Consider the following 17710-nt stretch of genomic DNA (forward strand, 5'->3'; position numbering starts at 1 on the left):
CTCGAGGTCATAAGCCAATCCACCCAGAAAGGTAAAGTACACCTTTCCGGGTGGATCGTCTTATGCTTGTCGGGGGTGATCAAGGCGCCTCCGCTTTTCTTCTAAATCAAGGAAAACGAGGGAATTGGCCAAAATCAGGCTTGCGCTTTTCCTTAAAGGCATCGCGGCCTTCTTTTGCTTCATCTGTTGTATAATAAAGCAATGTTGCGTCACCAGCAAATTGCTGAATACCAGCAAGACCGTCTGTATCCGCATTAAACGCAGCTTTAAGGAAACGAAGTGCAGTTGGGCTCTTATCAAGCATTTCTTCGCACCACTTAATTGTTTCCTCTTCCACTTGATCAAGCGGAACGACTGTATTAACAAGCCCCATGTCTAAAGCTTCTTGAGCATTATACTGGCGGCATAGATACCAAATTTCGCGTGCCTTTTTATGACCGACAATTCTTGCTAAATAGCCTGAGCCATACCCAGCATCAAAGCTTCCAACTTTCGGACCAGTTTGTCCAAAGACGGCATTATCTGCAGCAATGGTTAAATCACAAACGATATGGAGAACATGTCCCCCACCGATCGCATACCCTTTAACCATAGCAACAACTGGTTTTGGAATGACACGAATTAAACGCTGTAAATCAAGAACGTTCAAGCGCGGGATTTGATCGTCCCCAACATAGCCTCCATGACCGCGTACAGACTGATCTCCACCTGAACAGAAAGCTTTATCTCCTGCACCAGTTAGGACGATAACCCCAACATTTGCATCATCACGTGCATAAGCGAAAGCATCAATTAGCTCGGATACTGTTCTTGGCGTGAAAGCATTATGTTTTTCTGGACGGTTAATCGTGATCTTCGCTATTCCGTTGTATGTTTCATAAATAATTTCTTCATACTTGCGTCCGGCAATCCATTCTACTGCTGACATGACGGAATCCTCCTTTTATGTAATTAACAAATATCTTAATTCAGCGCTAATAGCTAGCACTGATTTCTCTTCAAACGTATCAAAAAGGATTGCTATTTGGATCCTTTTCATACGATAAGAATTCATTTACTATTGTACCAAATAATTCTGGTTTCTCCACATGAATTGCATGTCCACTTTTATCAATGGAAATCCAAGTTCCATTTTTTAATTCCTTATGCATTTCTTTTGCTATTTGACAAAATTTACTGTCCATATCACCTGTTATTAAAAGTACAGGAAAAGAAATCTCATGAAGCCTCTCCCACCACGAAGTTTGAGCGCCTGAGCCCATTCCTCTAAGACTATTAGACAAACCTACTGCTGAGTTACTTAATCGCTCTGTTCTAATATGTTGCCGAATATCCTCTGAGAGTCCTTTCTGGCTTTGAAAAAGGGGGATATTCTCCCAGTAATCCACAAAATCCTCAATCCCCTGTTCTTGAATTCGACTGGCAAGCTTCTCGTCCTGAAGGCGCCTTGCTTCCCTTTCATCTTCTGATTTTAGTCCAGGTGTTGAGCTCTCTAGAATGAGCTTTCTAACCGTTTGAGGATATTGTAGAGCAAACGTCAGAGCTAATCTTCCACCCATGGAATAGCCTAATAAATTAGTTTGTCCAATTCCTAGCCTCTGCAAAATAGTATGTAAATCCTCCGCCACTGCCTCAATATCATATTTTGATACATCAGTAGGAGAATCCGATTTGCCATGACCAATAATATCAACAGCAATGACATGATAATTTTGCCAATAAGGCTTGAATCTAATCCATGAAGCACCACTTCCAGTAAAGCCGTGAAGCAATAGTAAAGGGGTCCCCTCTATGGGGCCCCACCTATCAATATGATATTGAATGCCGTTGATAACAAAATCCATCAGCATTCGACCTCCAGGAATCGACTTATTTCCCGGGAAACCTCATCCCATAGCTCTCGATGCTCACTAATATTTTTCTCCCGGTTTGTTGTAATTTCCATTACCTTTAATCCAGATCTATCTTTATTTTGATTCATAACAGAAGAAAAATGCTCCCAATCTGAAATTAAATCATATTGCCCTCCGTACATTTCTACAGCATATTGAAACTTCAAATCTAGTGGGGTTCCAAATAGCTTTTCAAAGTTTTTCGGGTGACTGGCTTGCGGCAGAAAAGAGAATATTCCTCCGCCATTATTATTGATTAAAAGAATATTAATATCAATTCCATATTGTTTAGCGGCAATTAATCCATTCATATCGTGGAAAAAAGTTAAATCACCTAGGACTAAATATAGCGGTTGCAGGCATGTCCCTGCTCCAAGGGCAGTAGAAATTACTCCATCTATACCGTTTGCCCCACGGTTAGCCATTATCCTTATCGACTTATCATTAAGATGGAAGAAAGTATCTAAATCCCTTATAGGCATGCTATTGCCGACAAATAATACTGCTCCTTCAGGAAGCATATTGGCAAGCTGATAAAATAACTTCCCTTCGCTTAATTCAGTTACTTCTTCTATTTTTGCTAGGCAGCTGCGGGTAAGCTGATTGACCTTCTCCCACTTCTCAAGGAAACTCTCTTCCTTCACATCCTTAATAAATGGTAGAACAGCTTGGCAAAACCTCGTTTCCTGGCAATAAATCATTTCAGAGGATACCATCCCCGGATCCCGCCATCCTGCACCGCCATCAATAACGAATTGGGGTACATCATGATTCTCTTTTAAGAATATGGTTAATGGCTTAGAAACAGGCAAAGCCCCAAAACGAATAATGACATCAGGCTTTAGTTCACGCTTTGCTTTATCGTTTTTCAAAATCGTATCATATGTATCAATAATTTGTGATCCACTATGCGTTCCGCTTCTTAGCTGGGAAAGCGGGTCTGCTAGTATGGGGAACTGAAGCTTTTTAGCAAGATTAATAACGGCAGCCTTAAACCCCTCTGTCTCAATTGGACCGCAAACGATGATCCCTCTTTTATATGACTGGATGCTTTCACCCAACTCTTTAAATTGTTCATTCGATAATGTCCATTCACTTGGCTGAATCCCGACATATCCCCCAGCTCTTTCCGTTACCTCGAACAAGTCTTCCCTGTCCAATCGTGGAATTAGCGGCTCCCTAAATGGGAAATTCAAATGTACAGGCCCTGCTGGAGACTGCAGAGCAGTAGAAGCTGCTCTTGCACATACTGTACGTGCATATCTAATCATCTCTACAGTATTTTCAGGAGGTGCCATTTCTACAAACCATTTTACATGTTTTCCGTACAAATGAATTTGATCGATCGCCTGTGGCGCGCCAACATCTCTTAATTCATGCGGTCTATCAGCCGTTAGAACAATTAAAGGCACCCTCGATACATTCGCTTCCACAATAGCAGGAAAATAGTTAGCTGCGGCTGTGCCTGAAGTACATAAAATCGCCACAGGCCTTTTCGAAGCTTTAGCAATCCCTAAAGCAAAAAAGGCAGCCGAACGTTCGTCTACATGTATATGTACACGAAGTTCAGGATGCTCAAGGATGACCATTGCCATTGGGGTAGATCTAGAACCAGGACTTACGACAACATCCTCTACCCCATTATTTACTAGCTCAGTCACGAATGCAGCAATATAAGAGGTTAGTGCTTCTTGATGATTCATTTATTTATACCTCCTAATGCTCTTAGCATTGGTCTAAATTTAATCTTCGTTTCGATATACTCACTCTCTGGATTCGAATCCTTCACAACACCACAGCCAGCAAAGATTGAAGCTTCATCCTTTTGGATAAGGCCGGAACGAATAGAAACAGCAAATTCGCCATTCCCTTTATAGTCAAGCCAACCTAGCGGTGCACCGTAAAAACCCCTGTCCAAATCTTCTACTTCTCTGATTTTCTCTACTGCTGCTTGCTTTGGCAGTCCTCCTAAAGCAGGAGTTGGATGCAGGCGATCAACTAAATTGAGTAATGAGGTATCTTCCTTCGCCTTTCCAATGACAGGCGTATAAAGATGCTGAATGTCTCTCGTTTTTAGAAGCTGCGTTTTTTCAGGCAATAATACTTCCTCACAAGATTCTTCCATCGCCTCTTTAATCATTTGTACAACATATTGATGCTCAATTAAGTTCTTACGGTCATTTAATAATTCTTCACCAAGCTGATTATCTTCTTTCTCCGACTTGCCTCTTGCAATTGATCCAGCAAGACATGTCGTAAAAAGGCTTTTTCCGCTCTTTTTGATAAGCCGTTCTGGAGAAGCCCCAATAAAACAATCACCATTTGATTCAAATGCAAAAATAAAGCTCTCTCTTTGAAGATTCAATAGTTGTGAAAGTACTTGTTCCACTTGAACATGTTTGTCAAAAAATAATCTTGTTTCCCTCGCCAAGACGACCTTTTCTATTGAACCTTGCTTTAATTCATTCACAATGGAACGGACCTGTTCCTTCCATTTTTCAGGATTCATTTCTAACTCTTTATTTAATTGATGGCTTTCATCATTTCGAATGTCTAATAGGGAAGTGAAAAGTGCCTGCCTCTCTAAGTGAATAACATCAATAAGAGACTCATCATCATTTTGTGTACAAAGCACATTCGTTGTTAAATAGGCCTTTCCTTTTATTTCACTATACATAAAGGTCGGTATATGAAACAATGAATCCGAAAATTTCTCCCAGAGTTTTGATTTCTCTTTAATAGGATCAAAGGAAAAACCGCCAAACATAAGAGGACCTATTCCATCTATTTCAAACCGGTTATAAATAACGGCATCTTGAATAAAGCGCTTCCACTCTTTTTCAACATGAAAAAAACGGCCAGCTGCCTGATCCGATTGAATTTGATTGCATCTTCCCATCCCAATAATGAACGTTTCATCTGATGGATCTTTCCAAAAAAAACGTTCACCTAAAAAAGCTTCACGGCCTGCCGTGAAAAAAGTAAGAGGATCTATAGGATTAATCTGCTGAACTTCACTTACTAAAACTGGTTTAGATAAGGCCTTTGCCCTATCTATCGCTTCAAGGATCCCGTCTTTTAGTTCCGTTTCTGTTATGGTAACCAAAAAAATCCCTCCAACAATACCTATTAACCGTTATTCCTTCATATAAACTTATTTTAACATACACTTATTCTCATTCATATGTCAATTATAGTCATGTTCAGGACTGGTTTTTCTAATTTAATGAAAAGAAGAAAAATTCATCTTTATCGGCTTTCAATTTGTACCATTGACACTTACTTTTTTCCCGCTTAGACTGATGATGGAAAGCCTTTATTACGGTCAGTTTTGACAGAAGACATCCTATCCTTTATAATAAATAGGTTTGATATTATAGATTATATTGATGACAAGGGGAGAGTTTTATGCAAACACAAATGCATACAAGTATTCCGCCTACCAACTCTAGGGATTGGAGGGTTTGGTGGCAGCTGACAAGACCTCATACTCTAACCGCTGCTTTTGTACCAGTACTACTTGGAACGGCCTTAGCTCTTCAGGATACAAGCATTCATTTTGGATTATTTTTTGCTATGTTGATTGCAAGCTTGCTGATACAAGCTGCAACGAATATGTTTAATGAATATTACGATTTTAAAAGAGGGCTCGATAATGAAGAATCTGTTGGGATTGGTGGAGCTATTGTACGTGATGGCATACATCCAAAGACAGTTCTTAAGCTGGCCCTTGGTTTATATGGTGTTTCGATCTTAATTGGAGTATACATTTGTATGAACAGCAGCTGGTGGTTAGCTTTGATCGGAATCATTTGTATGTTAGTAGGCTATCTTTACACCGGAGGACCATTTCCAATTGCGTACACGCCATTTGGTGAAATTGCTGCTGGATTTTTCATGGGCATGCTGATTATTCTCATTTCGTTCTTTATTCAAACTGGAACAGTAACGGAAACAAGTATTTTAGTGTCGATCCCTATATTGATTCTTGTCGGTGCTATTATGTTATCTAATAATATACGTGATTTGGACGGCGATAAAGAGTTTGGCAGAAAAACGCTGGCGATTTTATTAGGAAGAATAGGCGCCATTCAATTGCTTGCTAGTATGTTTATTATTTCTTATGCATGGGTTTTCATTCTTATTGCCATGAATATTATTTCACCTTGGTTAGCGATTGTTGTTCTAAGCGCTCCGAAAGCGATTAAAGCAACGAAAGGTTTTATTGGAAAAACAATTCCTATTCAAATGATGCCTGCAATGAAGGCAACTGCTCAAACGAATACGATTTTTGGATTTTTATTATCAATCGGTTTATTTATTGGTTATTTTTTATAAGAAATACTTTAACCCTTGTACATGACAAGGGTTTTTTTCATGTTTAAAAAGGGAAGGTTCACTATAGGGCTTCAGCATTTCAGTAATTATTTTTTAAGGTAAAGCTCATACTAAACACATATGATTGTCAACTGCTTGCTGTTTTAAAATAGCTCGAATCGAATTTGATGAGGATGTGATATTGTTTTGTTATCGTCTGAACAACTCAACCAATTAATGCGTCAATTAGAAGAGGAGAAAACATCTTTAGAATCACAGCTTCATGGAAATAAGGAAGGCAGTCTAGAAGGCGTAAATGCAAGAGAAACAGTTGGCGAGTTATCTGCTTATGATAATCACCCTGCAGACATGGGGACTGAATTATATGACAGAACAAAGGATTTTGCCCTTGAGGAGCATCATGATTCCCAGTTAAATAAAGTAAATGCCGCGTTGGAGGCAATCCATACAGGTTCTTATGGGAAATGTACAGTATGTGGCGAGGACATCCCATTCGAAAGGCTAGAGGTTGTCCCTTATACATTATACTGTAAGGATCATAGCCCTGAACAAATTGTACCAGGTGACCGCCCAGTGGAAGAGGATGTACTGGAGCCAGCACATGGAAATACATTTCAGCATCACCAGTTTAGAGAGGTTGTTGATAATGAAGACAGCTTCCAAGAGGTTGCCCGTTACGGTACATCTGAAACCCCATCCGACCTTAGAGGCGATTATGAAGATTATAATTCCCTTTATAACGAAGGGCATGATGATGAAGGCTTTACGGAGGATTATGAAACCTTTATTGCTAATAACATTGAAGGGACAGATAGAATCATTTATCCTTCGAAAAAGCATGAAGAATACGAAGCCATGCTTGATGAAGTCGGCACCGATACACAGTTTGGCGATTTACACTATCGATATACAGATGGTTATGTAGAAGAGGAAGAAGAAGAATAATTTATGAAAGGGGCAGTCTTAATTATTGTAGATAAAAATCCAAATTGGCAGAAACATTTGGAGGATTTATTACAATAGCAGTAAGCTGCCCCTTTAAAGATGGTTTTGACGGGGCTTTCTCCAAAATGCTTACATTAGGCCTTACTATGTTAGGGTTTTGATGAGATTTCCTTCAAAATGCTTACATTGGACCGTCCAATGTTAGGGTTTTGACAAAATCCCCTTCAAAACGCTTACATTGGGCCCTTCTATGTTAGGTTTTTTCAAAATCCTCTACCAATTTAGTTCATGGAACGCTCACACAGCTTAGTGAGAAGGGTGCAAATTGCACCCTTTCATACTTTCAACATCCTAAATAGACTGAATCCTCCATATCTCTTCAGCATACTCACGAATTGTGCGGTCGCTGGAAAAATAACCAGAAGCAGCAATATTTCTCAAGCTCATTTTCAGCCATTTACTTTGATCTTCATATGCTATTCCTGCCTGCCTCTGAATATTCACATAAGAATCAAAATCCCTCAGTACAAAATATTGATCATTTTCCGTAAGTAATGAATCAAAAATCGGTTCAAATTCATCATCAGCTTCCGGGAAAAAACCATTAATTAATTGATCGGCTACTTGACGAATTCTTTTGTCATGATGATAGTAATCCATTGAATTGTAACCGCCATGCTGATAATATTGAAGAACTTTGTCAGCAGTAAGGCCAAAAATAAAGATATTTTCCGGACCTGCCTTTTCCATTATTTCAACATTTGCCCCGTCCAGAGTCCCTACCGTTAGAGCGCCATTCATCATAAATTTCATGTTTCCAGTACCAGAAGCCTCCTTACTGGCAGTAGAAATTTGCTCGCTTACATCTGCCGCTGGAAAAACCTCTTCAGCTATAGAGACACGATAATTTTCGAGGAAAATGACCTTTAACTTTTCATTAGTCCTGGCATCCCGGTTGACTTTATCCGCGACTGTATTGATGAGCTTAATAATTTTCTTTGCATAATAGTATCCGGGAGAGGCTTTGGCTCCAAAGATAAAAGTACGCGGGTGCATATTGAAGCTTGAATCCTCTTTTAGCTGATTATATAAATACATGACATGCAAAATATTGAGTAACTGCCTTTTATAAGCATGGAGGCGTTTTACCTGAATATCAAATATAGAGGAGGGATCTACCACAATGCCGGTCTGATTGTTAATTCTTCTAGCGAGCCTTTCCTTATTTTGCTGTTTAATGCGGGATAAGTTTTGAAGAAAAGCTTTGTCTTCTTCAAATTTGTTTAATTGACTAAGTTGGGCTGGTTCTCGAACCCATTCACTTCCAATTCCATCCGTAATAAGCCCAGAGAGAAGGGGATTGGCTTTTAACAGCCATCTTCTATGAGTAATGCCATTTGTTTTATTATTAAATTTTTCAGGGAATACGTGATAAAAAGAGCTCATTTCCCTTTTCTTCAAAATTTCAGTATGAAGGGCAGCTACCCCATTTACGCTATAGCTTCCGACAAGGGCGAGGTGAGCCATCCTCACTTCTTCATGGGCGATTATTGCCATACTTTCGATATGTTCCCATTCACCAGGATACAAATCCCAAAGCTGTTGGCAAAACCGCTCGTTGATTTCTTCTACTATCATATAAATCCGCGGCAGCAGAGGCTGAAATAAACGGACTGCCCATTTTTCCAGCGCTTCTGACAAGGTTGTATGATTCGTATACGAAATCGTGTTCACGGTAATATACCAAGCCTCATCCCATCCCATGCACTCTTCATCGATTAATATTCGCATTAACTCTGGGATAGCTAGGACAGGGTGTGTATCGTTAATATGAATACTTACATATTCGTGAAAATCATGTAAAGTCTCATGCTGCTTTTTATAGGAGCGAATAATCGACCTAATGCTTGCTGAAACAAGAAAATATTGCTGTTTTAACCGAAGTATTTTTCCCTCATCATGTGTATCGTCCGGATATAGAAATTCAGAAACGGACTCTGTTTCCCGTTTATATTTCATAATATCCTTATGAATAGGGTAGGGCGAGGGTTCCGCATTCCAGAGTCTGAGGGTATTTACCGTTTCCGTCTTGTAACCGACAATTGGCAAATCATAAGGGACAGCCGAAATCAGTTCCGCTTTCTCGTGCCGAAATACGAGCCGACCATTTTCTTCCCTAGCTTCAACACTCCCCCAAAAAGGAACCTCAATTGCTAAATCCGCTCTCCTAACCTCCCACACATGCCCATGCCGCAACCATTGCTCTGGCAGCTCAATTTGATAGCCATCAACAATCTTCTGCTCAAATAAACCGTGCTTATAGCGGATCCCACAGTCATGCCCCGGCAAATTTAACGAGGCTAGAGAGTCCATGAAACAGGCAGCTAGTCTCCCAAGCCCTCCGTTCCCTAATCCTGCATCAGCCTCTATCTCATCCAATTCATATAAATCTATCCCTAAATCCTTTAATCCAGCCTTCACAACATCCTCTAGCCCTAAGTTAAGCAAATTATGATGGAGCAGCCGGCCAAGCAAGAACTCGATGGAAATATAGTAAACTTGCTTGCCTCTATTACTTCGATAACGTTCATTCGTGTTGATCCAGCTAGTGCTGACATATTCCCTAATCATATTCCCTATTGTAAAGTAATGGTCCCTTTTCGTGCTTTCTCCAAAGCTTTTTCCACATATCATTTCCAGCCTTTTTAAGAAAGACTCTTTGAACTCTTCCTTATTAGAAAACATGACTTTCACTCCTAGAGATGATTTCGGAATATAGCCCATTGTATTTTTCAGCAGATTGCGCCCAACTAAAATCCGCTGTCATGGCATTTCTGACAATGTTTCTCCAGTACAATTCATCCCGATAAAAGCGGAGTGCCTTTTGCACGGTAAACAGCATGTCATGGGCATTAAAATGGCCAAATGTAAAGCCGGTTCCTTCACCAGTAAGTTCATTAAAAGACTGAACTGTATCATTTAATCCACCTGTTTCTCTAACAACAGGAATAGCGCCATATTTCATTGCGATCATTTGCCCAAGGCCACACGGCTCAAATTTTGATGGCATTAGAAAGAGATCAGCTCCAGCGTACAGCTGGTGTGCCAGTTCCTCATCAAAGCCAATATAAGCTCTGCATTTTTCTGGATAAGCCCATTCCATCTCTCGGAAAAATTGCTCAAACTGAATATCACCTGTTCCCAGTATAATCATTTGGATATCCTCCGACATGAGCTCCTGGAAAACACAGCGAACAAGATCAATTCCCTTTTGCTCTGTTAATCTCGTAATCATCGCAACTAAAGGGGTATTCATATGACTTGGAAGCCCAAATTTCTCCTGAATATATCTTTTATTAACCTGTTTCCTTTCAATTGCCTCAGGATTATATCTCTCCAATAGGCAGGGATCATTCTTCGGATCATAGAGGGCTGCATCTATCCCATTTATGATCCCTTCAAAATCATCCATCCTCTTCTTTAACAATCCATGCAGCCTTTCCCCGTAGTGCTCCATTTGAATCTCATGCATATATGTGGGGCTCACTGTTGTAATCTTATCTGCTGCAACAATGGCACTCTTCATAAAGCTAATTTGCCCGTAGAATTCCAGATGATCGATATGAAAATATTGATTGCTCAGTCCAAATAAATCCTGCAGAGCCTCACGTGGCATAATTCCTTGAAACTTCAAGTTATGAATAGTAAACACCGTGCGGATGTCTTTATACCTCTCTATCGCCTGATACTGAGCTTTTAATAGAAACGGAATCATCCCCGTATGCCAATCATGACAATGTATAATGTCCGGGAAGAAATCGATCAACTCGAGACAATCCAATACTGCCCTATTAAAATAAGCAAACCGCTCCCCATCGTCAAAATATCCATATAAATTTTCCCGAAAAAAATAATATTCATTGTCTATAAAATAATAGGTGATCCCCTCGAATTGAAGTTCTTCGATCCCGCAATACTGATTTCTCCACCCTACCTGCACGGAAAATTCTGCAGTCTTTTTCATTTTAACTTTATATTCTTCATTTATAGATTGGTATTTTGGGAGGATAACTCGGATATCTGTGCCTAGCTTTTTGATTTCCTTAGGAAGAGAACCAGCAACGTCAGCCAGTCCTCCCGATTTTACAAATGGAACACATTCGGATACAACAAACAATACTTTCACAAATTCATCAGAGCTCCTTGCACGGTTCCTTTTTGAATGACATACGGAGATTGACTTGAACCAGCTAAAACAGTTCCAGATGCGACCTTCACATCTTTATCTAAAATAACCGAATCCAAATGGCAATTTTCCCCTATCTGGCTTTTTTGCATAATAATGCAATTTTTAATAACTGAGCCTTTTCCAATCTTAACACCGCGAGAGATAATACTATTTTTGATATCCCCCATAATTTGGCACCCATTAGCAATCATGGAATGCTGTACTGATGCCCCTTCGAAATATCTTGCAGGCGGTTCATCCTTTACCTTTGTATAAATCGGGTTCTCCTGAGGAAACAGCTCTCTCCAAATATGCGGCTGTAGAAGGTCCATGCTTACTTGAAAATACGTTTGAATAGAATCAATCTTTTCTGCAAAGCCATCATATTCATAGCTGCATATTAAGTAAGAGTGGTTTAAATCATTGACGACATCGTTCATGCAAGTATATCCTGTATGTTCACGTGACTTAATGAGTTCTATTAGAAAAGACGTCTTTACTAAGTACATTTCCAGGGACCGCCCCTGTTGGCGGATTTCCGTTATATCACACCCCGCATGAATATGCAGGTCTAGAACAGGGCGAAAATCCATATTAAAGACCGTAAAGCAATTTGCGATAAGTGCGTATTCCTGATTACTTCGGTAAAAATAATCTAAGTTTGCAGCAAAATGATTAAAGGAGCCAATTCCATTTTGGGATCCTTCAATCATTGGTGATGGGAAAAAGAAAAGGCCATCTCTTTTTCTATTAAGGTCCCAATTCTTCCCTGAACCTAAATGATCCATTAATGAGCGATATTGAAATTTAGGGAAAATCGCTACACTTTCTATATCAGAATTCACCATATTGGAAAGAATAAAGTCGATAAGGCGGTACCTGCCGGCAAAGGGGACCGCTCCAAGCGATCGATGAATCATCAGCTCCCCCAATTCTTCGTGATAGGTTGTTGCATCAATTACACCAAGCAAACGATTCTTCACAATCTTTCCCTCCCACAGTCAATAGCTGCACACTCTACAAATTTTGTCATCAAAACCACTTTCCCCCAGCCGTACTAAAAAACTGTTTTTTAAGAAACATATTTTCGAAGCATTTCTTCTGAAACTAATACAATCTCATCGTTTTCCATTGAACCGCTAATCATCATTCCATCAGGTATATGGATATTGGAAGGAATAATGGCTTTTTCAATCATAACGTTTTTACCAATTTTGGCATTAGGCATGACCACAGCTTCACGTATGAATGATCCTTTCCCGACTGTTACCCCTTGGAAAAGAACTGACTTATCAATATTTCCCTCAATGGTACAGCCTTCGTTAATAAGAGATCCTGTAATTTTTGCCTCAGTTGAAATATATTGTGGCGGATGATTCGGGTTAACGGAGTAAATCCGCCAATTATAATCAAATAAATTTAATTCACATGTCTCATCTAATAAGTCCATATTAGCCTCCCAAAGGCTTTTAACGGTTCCGACATCCTTCCAATAGCCTTTAAACGGGTAAGCATATAACTGCTTTTCTTCTGCTAAAAGTAACGGAATAATATCCTTGCCAAAGTCATGGCTGGAATTAGGGTCTTTTGCATCCCTTTCTAAATATTCCTTTAGAAGGGACCAATTGAATATGTATATACCCATGGAAGCCAAATTATTTTTTGGCACATCCGGTTTTTCCTCAAATTGGGTAATCACCATTTCATCACTCGTATTCATAATTCCGAATCGGCTTGCTTCTTCCCAAGGAACTTCAATAACTGAAATCGTGGCATCGGCACCTTTTTCAATATGGTAATTAAGCATGAGTTCATAATTCATTTTATAAATATGGTCACCTGAAAGGACTAATACGTATTCTGGGTTATGTTGCTTTAAATAATTGATATTCTGATAAATGGCGCTCGCTGTTCCCGTATACCACTTGACCTCAGATGATTCACTGTAAGGCGGGAGAACCGTAACTCCGCCATTTCTTCGATCTAAGTCCCAGGCACTTCCGATTCCTATATAAGAATTCAAAACAAGTGGCTGATATTGCGTCAGCACCCCAACTGTATCAATGCCTGAATTTGTACAATTGCTCAAAGTGAAATCAATAATCCGATACTTCCCTCCAAAGGGCACTGCAGGCTTAGCTAGGTTTTCAGTCAACGAATGGAGTCTGCTCCCTTTCCCTCCGGCCAATAACATGGCTACGCACTTCTTCCTTACCATTTCCTTTTCTCTCCTTTCGATGCTTAACAGGTCGTAATATCGATACGCCAAAGGGGGCTATCGTCATTTTTACCGAATATGGCTTCCCATGATACGGTTCATCTTCCGTCTTTAAAACCTTCTTATTTATAAAGCCAGCTCCACCAAATTCCGCTTTATCACCATTAAATATTTCCCTGTATGACCCCTTTTGTGGAACACCTACCCAATAATCTTCATAAACACGCTCTGTAAAATTACAGATGACAATCAAATGCTCACCTTCCCTTCTTCCTTTGCGGATAAAAGAAAAGATCGATTGCTGATGGTTATTTACATCAATCCACTCAAAGCCCTCTTGAAGAAAATCCATCTCGAAAAACGGCCTTGAACGCTTATATAGCTTCAGCAATTCCTTTACATACCCATTTAATTTCATATGCATATCGTACTCAAGCAAATGCCAATCAAGCTGCTCATTAGTCTTCCATTCTGAAAATTGCCCTAGTTCTGTCCCCATAAATAATAGTTTTTTTCCAGGGTGAGCAATCATATAGCCTAACAACAGTCGCAGCTGGGCAAACTTGCTCCAGTAATCACCCGGCATCTTATCTAGAAGTGACCTTTTCCCATGAACTACCTCATCATGAGAAAAGGGTAGAACAAAGTTTTCTTTAAAGGCATACAACAAGGAAAAGGTCATTTTTCCATGAACATTCGACCGAGAATCAGGTGTTGTTTCCATATAGCTAAGGACATCATTCATCCAGCCCATATTCCATTTGTATTGGAAGCCTAGTCCGCCGTAATGTACGGGTGAGGTCACTTGCGGCCATTCACTCGAGTCTTCAGCCATCATTAAGAATGCAGGATCTCGCTCATAAATGGTCTTGTTTAATTTTTGCAAAAAGTGGATGCCCAATGGATTTTCCGTTTCCTCATGTCGATTCGGCCAATAAATAATATTAGATACTGCATCAAGGCGAAAACCATCAATGTGATAGGTTTCCATCCAGAAAAGCGCATTTGAAATGAGAAAGCTATGTACTTCACTTTTTCCAAAATTAAAGTTTGCAGTACCCCAAACAGCATTTTCACTGTCCCAAGGATTTTCATATTCATACAAATTTGTTCCGTCAAACTTATATAGCCCATGAGCATCCTTGCAAAAATGTCCAGGCACCCAATCAAGAATAACCCCGATGCCGTTTTGATGGCATTGATCAATAAAATACATAAAATCATGTGGCGTACCATAGCGGCTTGTGACGGAATAATAGCCTGTTCCCTGATAGCCCCACGATTCGTCGAGCGGGTGCTCGACAAGGGGTAACAATTCAATATGGGTAAATCCAAGCTCCACAATATACGGAATTAATTCAGCGGCTAATTCTTTATACGATAAGAAGCAGCCATCCTTTGTCTTTCGCCACGATCCTAAATGGACTTCATAAATGGCCATTGGCTCCGATAGGCTATTTCTTTTTTCTCTTTTCTGCATCCAATGATCGTCATTCCACTGATAGCCATCAAGAGAGTATACAATGGAAGCTGTATCCGGTCTTTTTTCCGAATAAAAGCTAAACGGGTCCGATTTCAAAAAACGCTTGCCTTCTTTTGTAATCATTTCATATTTGTATAAACACCCCTGTAGATCCATCTCAATATGAGTCATCCAAATTCCTTCATTATTTACTCTATGTAAGTGGTACCCCTCTCCATTCCAATCATTAAAATCACCAACTAATCTGACAATTTCCACATTCGGTGCCCAGACACAAAACCGAGTCTTTACCTTTTCATCTTCTTTCATAATATGTGCACCAAAGAGTCTATAACTTTCAAAAAGGGTACCCTCATGAAATAAATGCATTTGATAGTCTGTTGGAAAAACTGTGTTCATGTCGCTCTTCTCCTTCTAACTGCAATAGCTTCCATGATTATATTCGAGTGATTTGGAAAAAGACCTTGTAAAGTTTTTCTAAACTTTTTGACAACAAACTTAACACTTTGCCAATTAACAGCAAGATATAAAGGTAATCTTGAAATTTCGACATAATTTATTGCCTGGATTGACAAAATAAAACATGCAGCACTGTGAATTCAGAGCTTTACTTACTTTTGGACAAGACTCTTGAATAGCTTTTTGTTGGGGGTGAGTATTGAGACGAACTAATGATGACCGGGCCTTGCATATAACAGCTGGTTCTGGCACCAGCCTGGGTTGATGGTTCCGGCTTCTTACACAAAACTATTTATTTAAAGGAGACATATAAATTGAGTAATAAAGAAGAAGAGTTTTTAATTAAAGAGGCTTCTAAAGATGAAGTGAAGGTCCCCCTATTTGGACCGCCAGATGGAAAGATTATTGCAGTTGGAGAAATGTTTAGAGGTCCGTCCACTGGCATAACATCGGAATTTGACCTTGATAACCCTGGAAGGAAATTGCGTGAAAAAGATGAAAGGTTTGACTAGCAGAAAAGACCAGTATTAAAAAAAGCGCTTGGAATTGCATTTTTCCAAGCGTTTAAGAATGACTAAAGATATCTTTTGGTGAATTTAATTGGGATACTCTAAATGATTTGCAGAATTTCATCTGGCGTTTGAATCATATAATCAGGATTTTCAGATTGAACCACTTCTATGCCATCATAGCCCCAACCAACCCATATAACTTTTACATTACACTTCTTGCAGGCAACGATATCCCGATGCTCATCTCCTACATAAATAACCTCGGAAGACTGCACATTGTGAGATTTTAAGAACTTTTTTATCATTTTATCCTTACCAAAAATGCGACTGGAACAAAGAATATCAGGTACCTTAACGTCATTACGATTTAAGAACTGCCTAATATTTTCCTCTGAATTAGAAGAAATAATGGCCGTATGGTAACCTCTACTCTCTAATTCATCTAATAATTCCTTTATCCCTTCAAATAGGGTCACGTCTAATATTGATTGGCGATAGGCTGTGTAGAATTCCGGCATCACAATGGGCAATTTATACATTGGAAAATTTAACAACTTACTTCGTTCTTTAATGGTTAGTTTTTTTAAATCCTCTAACCTATCATGCTCTAGTTTTTTAAATCGGTGCTTTTCAGCTAGATGATTCCAGGCAGAAACAAATGCATATTGAGAATTGGCAATCGTTCCATCAAAATCAAAAATAATATACTTAATCATTTTTTGTTTCTCCTTATGGCTTTTCTATGTTATTCCTCTCACTTAAATTGTGTATTTGCCCTATATACAAAAAATACCATAGAATCTTAGTCCATGGTATCTTTTTACATCCAGATCTATAATTAACTATAAATAAGTAAAAAAAAAGCTGCCAACACAATTGGTTGACAACCTTTTTTATGACCCGTACGGGATTCGAACCCGTGTTACCGCCGTGAAAGGGCGGTGTCTTAACCGCTTGACCAACGGGCCTTATAATGGCGGAGAAGGAGGGATTTGAACCCTCGCGCCGCTTACGCGACCTACACCCTTAGCAGGGGCGCCTCTTCAGCCTCTTGAGTACTTCCCCATAATGGCTCCGCAGGTAGGATTCGAACCTACGACCGTTCGGTTAACAGCCGAATGCTCTACCACTGAGCTACTGCGGAACAAAGATAAAATAAAAATGGTGGGCCTAAATGGACTCGAACCATCGACCTCACGCTTATCAGGCGTGCGCTCTAACCAGCTGAGCTATAGGCCCATATTTTGGAGCGGGTGAAGGGAATCGAACCCTCATCAACAGCTTGGAAGGCTGTGGTTTTACCACTAAACTACACCCGCATTTAGTAATAATTAAATGGTGGCTCAGGACGGAATCGAACCGCCGACACAAGGATTTTCAGTCCTTTGCTCTACCGACTGAGCTACTGAGCCACAATATGGCGGTCCGGACGGGACTCGAACCCGCGACCTCCTGCGTGACAGGCAGGCATTCTAACCAACTGAACTACCGGACCAGATTGCGGGGACAGGATTTGAACCTGCGACCTTCGGGTTATGAGCCCGACGAGCTACCGGACTGCTCCACCCCGCGATAATAGTATTTATATGATTTTTACTATGCTCATATATAGCATAATATGGAGGAGGAAAGGGG

General features: G+C 39.9%; 13 protein-coding genes and 8 tRNA genes. 3 read left to right on the forward strand and 18 right to left on the reverse strand.

What is annotated here, in order from left to right; translation table 11 throughout:
- Positions 1-106 precede the first annotated feature (106 nt).
- The 4 genes from menB to V7149_RS08670 form a co-directional block, all read right to left on the reverse strand.
- Entirely contained in the window at positions 107-928 is an 822-nt protein-coding gene (gene menB, locus V7149_RS08655; protein WP_335345247.1) for a 1,4-dihydroxy-2-naphthoyl-CoA synthase, read from the reverse strand.
- A gap of 79 nt (positions 929-1007) precedes the next feature.
- Positions 1008-1844 carry a 2-succinyl-6-hydroxy-2,4-cyclohexadiene-1-carboxylate synthase gene (menH, locus tag V7149_RS08660; RefSeq protein ID WP_335345248.1) on the reverse strand — a complete coding sequence of 279 codons (837 nt, stop codon included), beginning with the start codon at positions 1842-1844 and terminating at the stop codon, positions 1008-1010.
- A complete protein-coding gene (gene menD, locus V7149_RS08665; protein WP_335345249.1) occupies positions 1844-3595 on the reverse strand; it encodes a 2-succinyl-5-enolpyruvyl-6-hydroxy-3-cyclohexene-1-carboxylic-acid synthase in 1752 nt (583 codons plus the stop codon). The genes menH and menD overlap by 1 nt, the downstream gene beginning before the upstream one ends.
- A complete protein-coding gene (locus V7149_RS08670; RefSeq protein ID WP_335345250.1) occupies positions 3592-4998 on the reverse strand; it encodes an isochorismate synthase in 1407 nt (468 codons plus the stop codon). Before V7149_RS08670 ends, menD begins: the two co-directional genes overlap by 4 nt.
- 302 nt (positions 4999-5300) lie before the next feature.
- Here V7149_RS08670 and V7149_RS08675 point away from each other — a divergent pair, with 302 nt between their 5' ends.
- Both V7149_RS08675 and V7149_RS08680 read left to right on the forward strand, forming a co-directional pair.
- A complete protein-coding gene (locus V7149_RS08675) occupies positions 5301-6230 on the forward strand; it encodes a 1,4-dihydroxy-2-naphthoate polyprenyltransferase (RefSeq protein WP_335345251.1) in 930 nt (309 codons plus the stop codon).
- Between the two features lie 186 nt (positions 6231-6416).
- Positions 6417-7175 (forward strand): TraR/DksA C4-type zinc finger protein, encoded by a 759-nt coding sequence (locus V7149_RS08680; protein WP_335345252.1) that lies wholly within the window; start codon positions 6417-6419, stop codon positions 7173-7175.
- Positions 7176-7526: 351 nt separating this feature from the next.
- Here the strand turns inward: V7149_RS08680 and V7149_RS08685 are convergent, their stop codons facing one another.
- From V7149_RS08685 to glgB, 5 genes are all read right to left on the reverse strand, one after another.
- Entirely contained in the window at positions 7527-9920 is a 2394-nt protein-coding gene (locus tag V7149_RS08685; RefSeq protein WP_335345253.1) for a glycogen/starch/alpha-glucan phosphorylase, read from the reverse strand.
- On the reverse strand, positions 9910-11361 hold the full coding sequence (gene glgA / locus V7149_RS08690; protein WP_335345254.1) for a glycogen synthase GlgA: 1452 nt from the start codon (positions 11359-11361) through the stop codon (positions 9910-9912). Before glgA ends, V7149_RS08685 begins: the two co-directional genes overlap by 11 nt.
- Positions 11358-12386, reverse strand: coding sequence for a sugar phosphate nucleotidyltransferase (locus V7149_RS08695; RefSeq protein WP_335345255.1), 1029 nt, complete (start codon positions 12384-12386; stop codon positions 11358-11360). Before V7149_RS08695 ends, glgA begins: the two co-directional genes overlap by 4 nt.
- Positions 12387-12475: 89 nt before the next feature.
- A complete protein-coding gene (locus tag V7149_RS08700) occupies positions 12476-13621 on the reverse strand; it encodes a glucose-1-phosphate adenylyltransferase (protein ID WP_335345256.1) in 1146 nt (381 codons plus the stop codon).
- Positions 13551-15503, reverse strand: coding sequence for a 1,4-alpha-glucan branching protein GlgB (gene glgB / locus V7149_RS08705; protein ID WP_335345257.1), 1953 nt, complete (start codon positions 15501-15503; stop codon positions 13551-13553). The genes V7149_RS08700 and glgB overlap by 71 nt, the downstream gene beginning before the upstream one ends.
- Positions 15504-15877: 374 nt before the next feature.
- Here glgB and V7149_RS08710 point away from each other — a divergent pair, with 374 nt between their 5' ends.
- Entirely contained in the window at positions 15878-16075 is a 198-nt protein-coding gene (locus V7149_RS08710; RefSeq protein WP_335345258.1) for a hypothetical protein, read from the forward strand.
- A 98-nt stretch (positions 16076-16173) separates the two neighbouring features.
- Here V7149_RS08710 and V7149_RS08715 read toward each other — a convergent pair whose 3' ends face one another.
- From V7149_RS08715 to V7149_RS08755, 9 genes are all read right to left on the reverse strand, one after another.
- A complete protein-coding gene (locus tag V7149_RS08715) occupies positions 16174-16791 on the reverse strand; it encodes an HAD-IA family hydrolase (protein ID WP_335345259.1) in 618 nt (205 codons plus the stop codon).
- Positions 16792-16971: 180 nt separating this feature from the next.
- Positions 16972-17043 (reverse strand) — tRNA-Glu (locus V7149_RS08720).
- 6 nt (positions 17044-17049) lie between these two features.
- A tRNA-Ser gene (locus V7149_RS08725) sits at positions 17050-17140 on the reverse strand.
- 4 nt (positions 17141-17144) lie between these two features.
- Positions 17145-17219 (reverse strand) — tRNA-Asn (locus V7149_RS08730).
- An 18-nt stretch (positions 17220-17237) separates the two neighbouring features.
- Positions 17238-17314, reverse strand: a tRNA-Ile gene (locus V7149_RS08735).
- A 6-nt stretch (positions 17315-17320) separates the two neighbouring features.
- Positions 17321-17394: transfer RNA gene (locus V7149_RS08740), tRNA-Gly, on the reverse strand.
- Positions 17395-17411: 17 nt separating this feature from the next.
- Positions 17412-17487 (reverse strand) — tRNA-Phe (locus tag V7149_RS08745).
- Between the two features lie 6 nt (positions 17488-17493).
- A tRNA-Asp gene (locus V7149_RS08750) sits at positions 17494-17570 on the reverse strand.
- A 3-nt stretch (positions 17571-17573) separates the two neighbouring features.
- Positions 17574-17647: transfer RNA gene (locus V7149_RS08755), tRNA-Met, on the reverse strand.
- Positions 17648-17710: the final 63 nt, after the last annotated feature.

The organism is Bacillus sp. JJ1503 (assembly GCF_036965125.1).
GTDB lineage: Bacteria > Bacillota > Bacilli > Bacillales > Cytobacillaceae > Cytobacillus.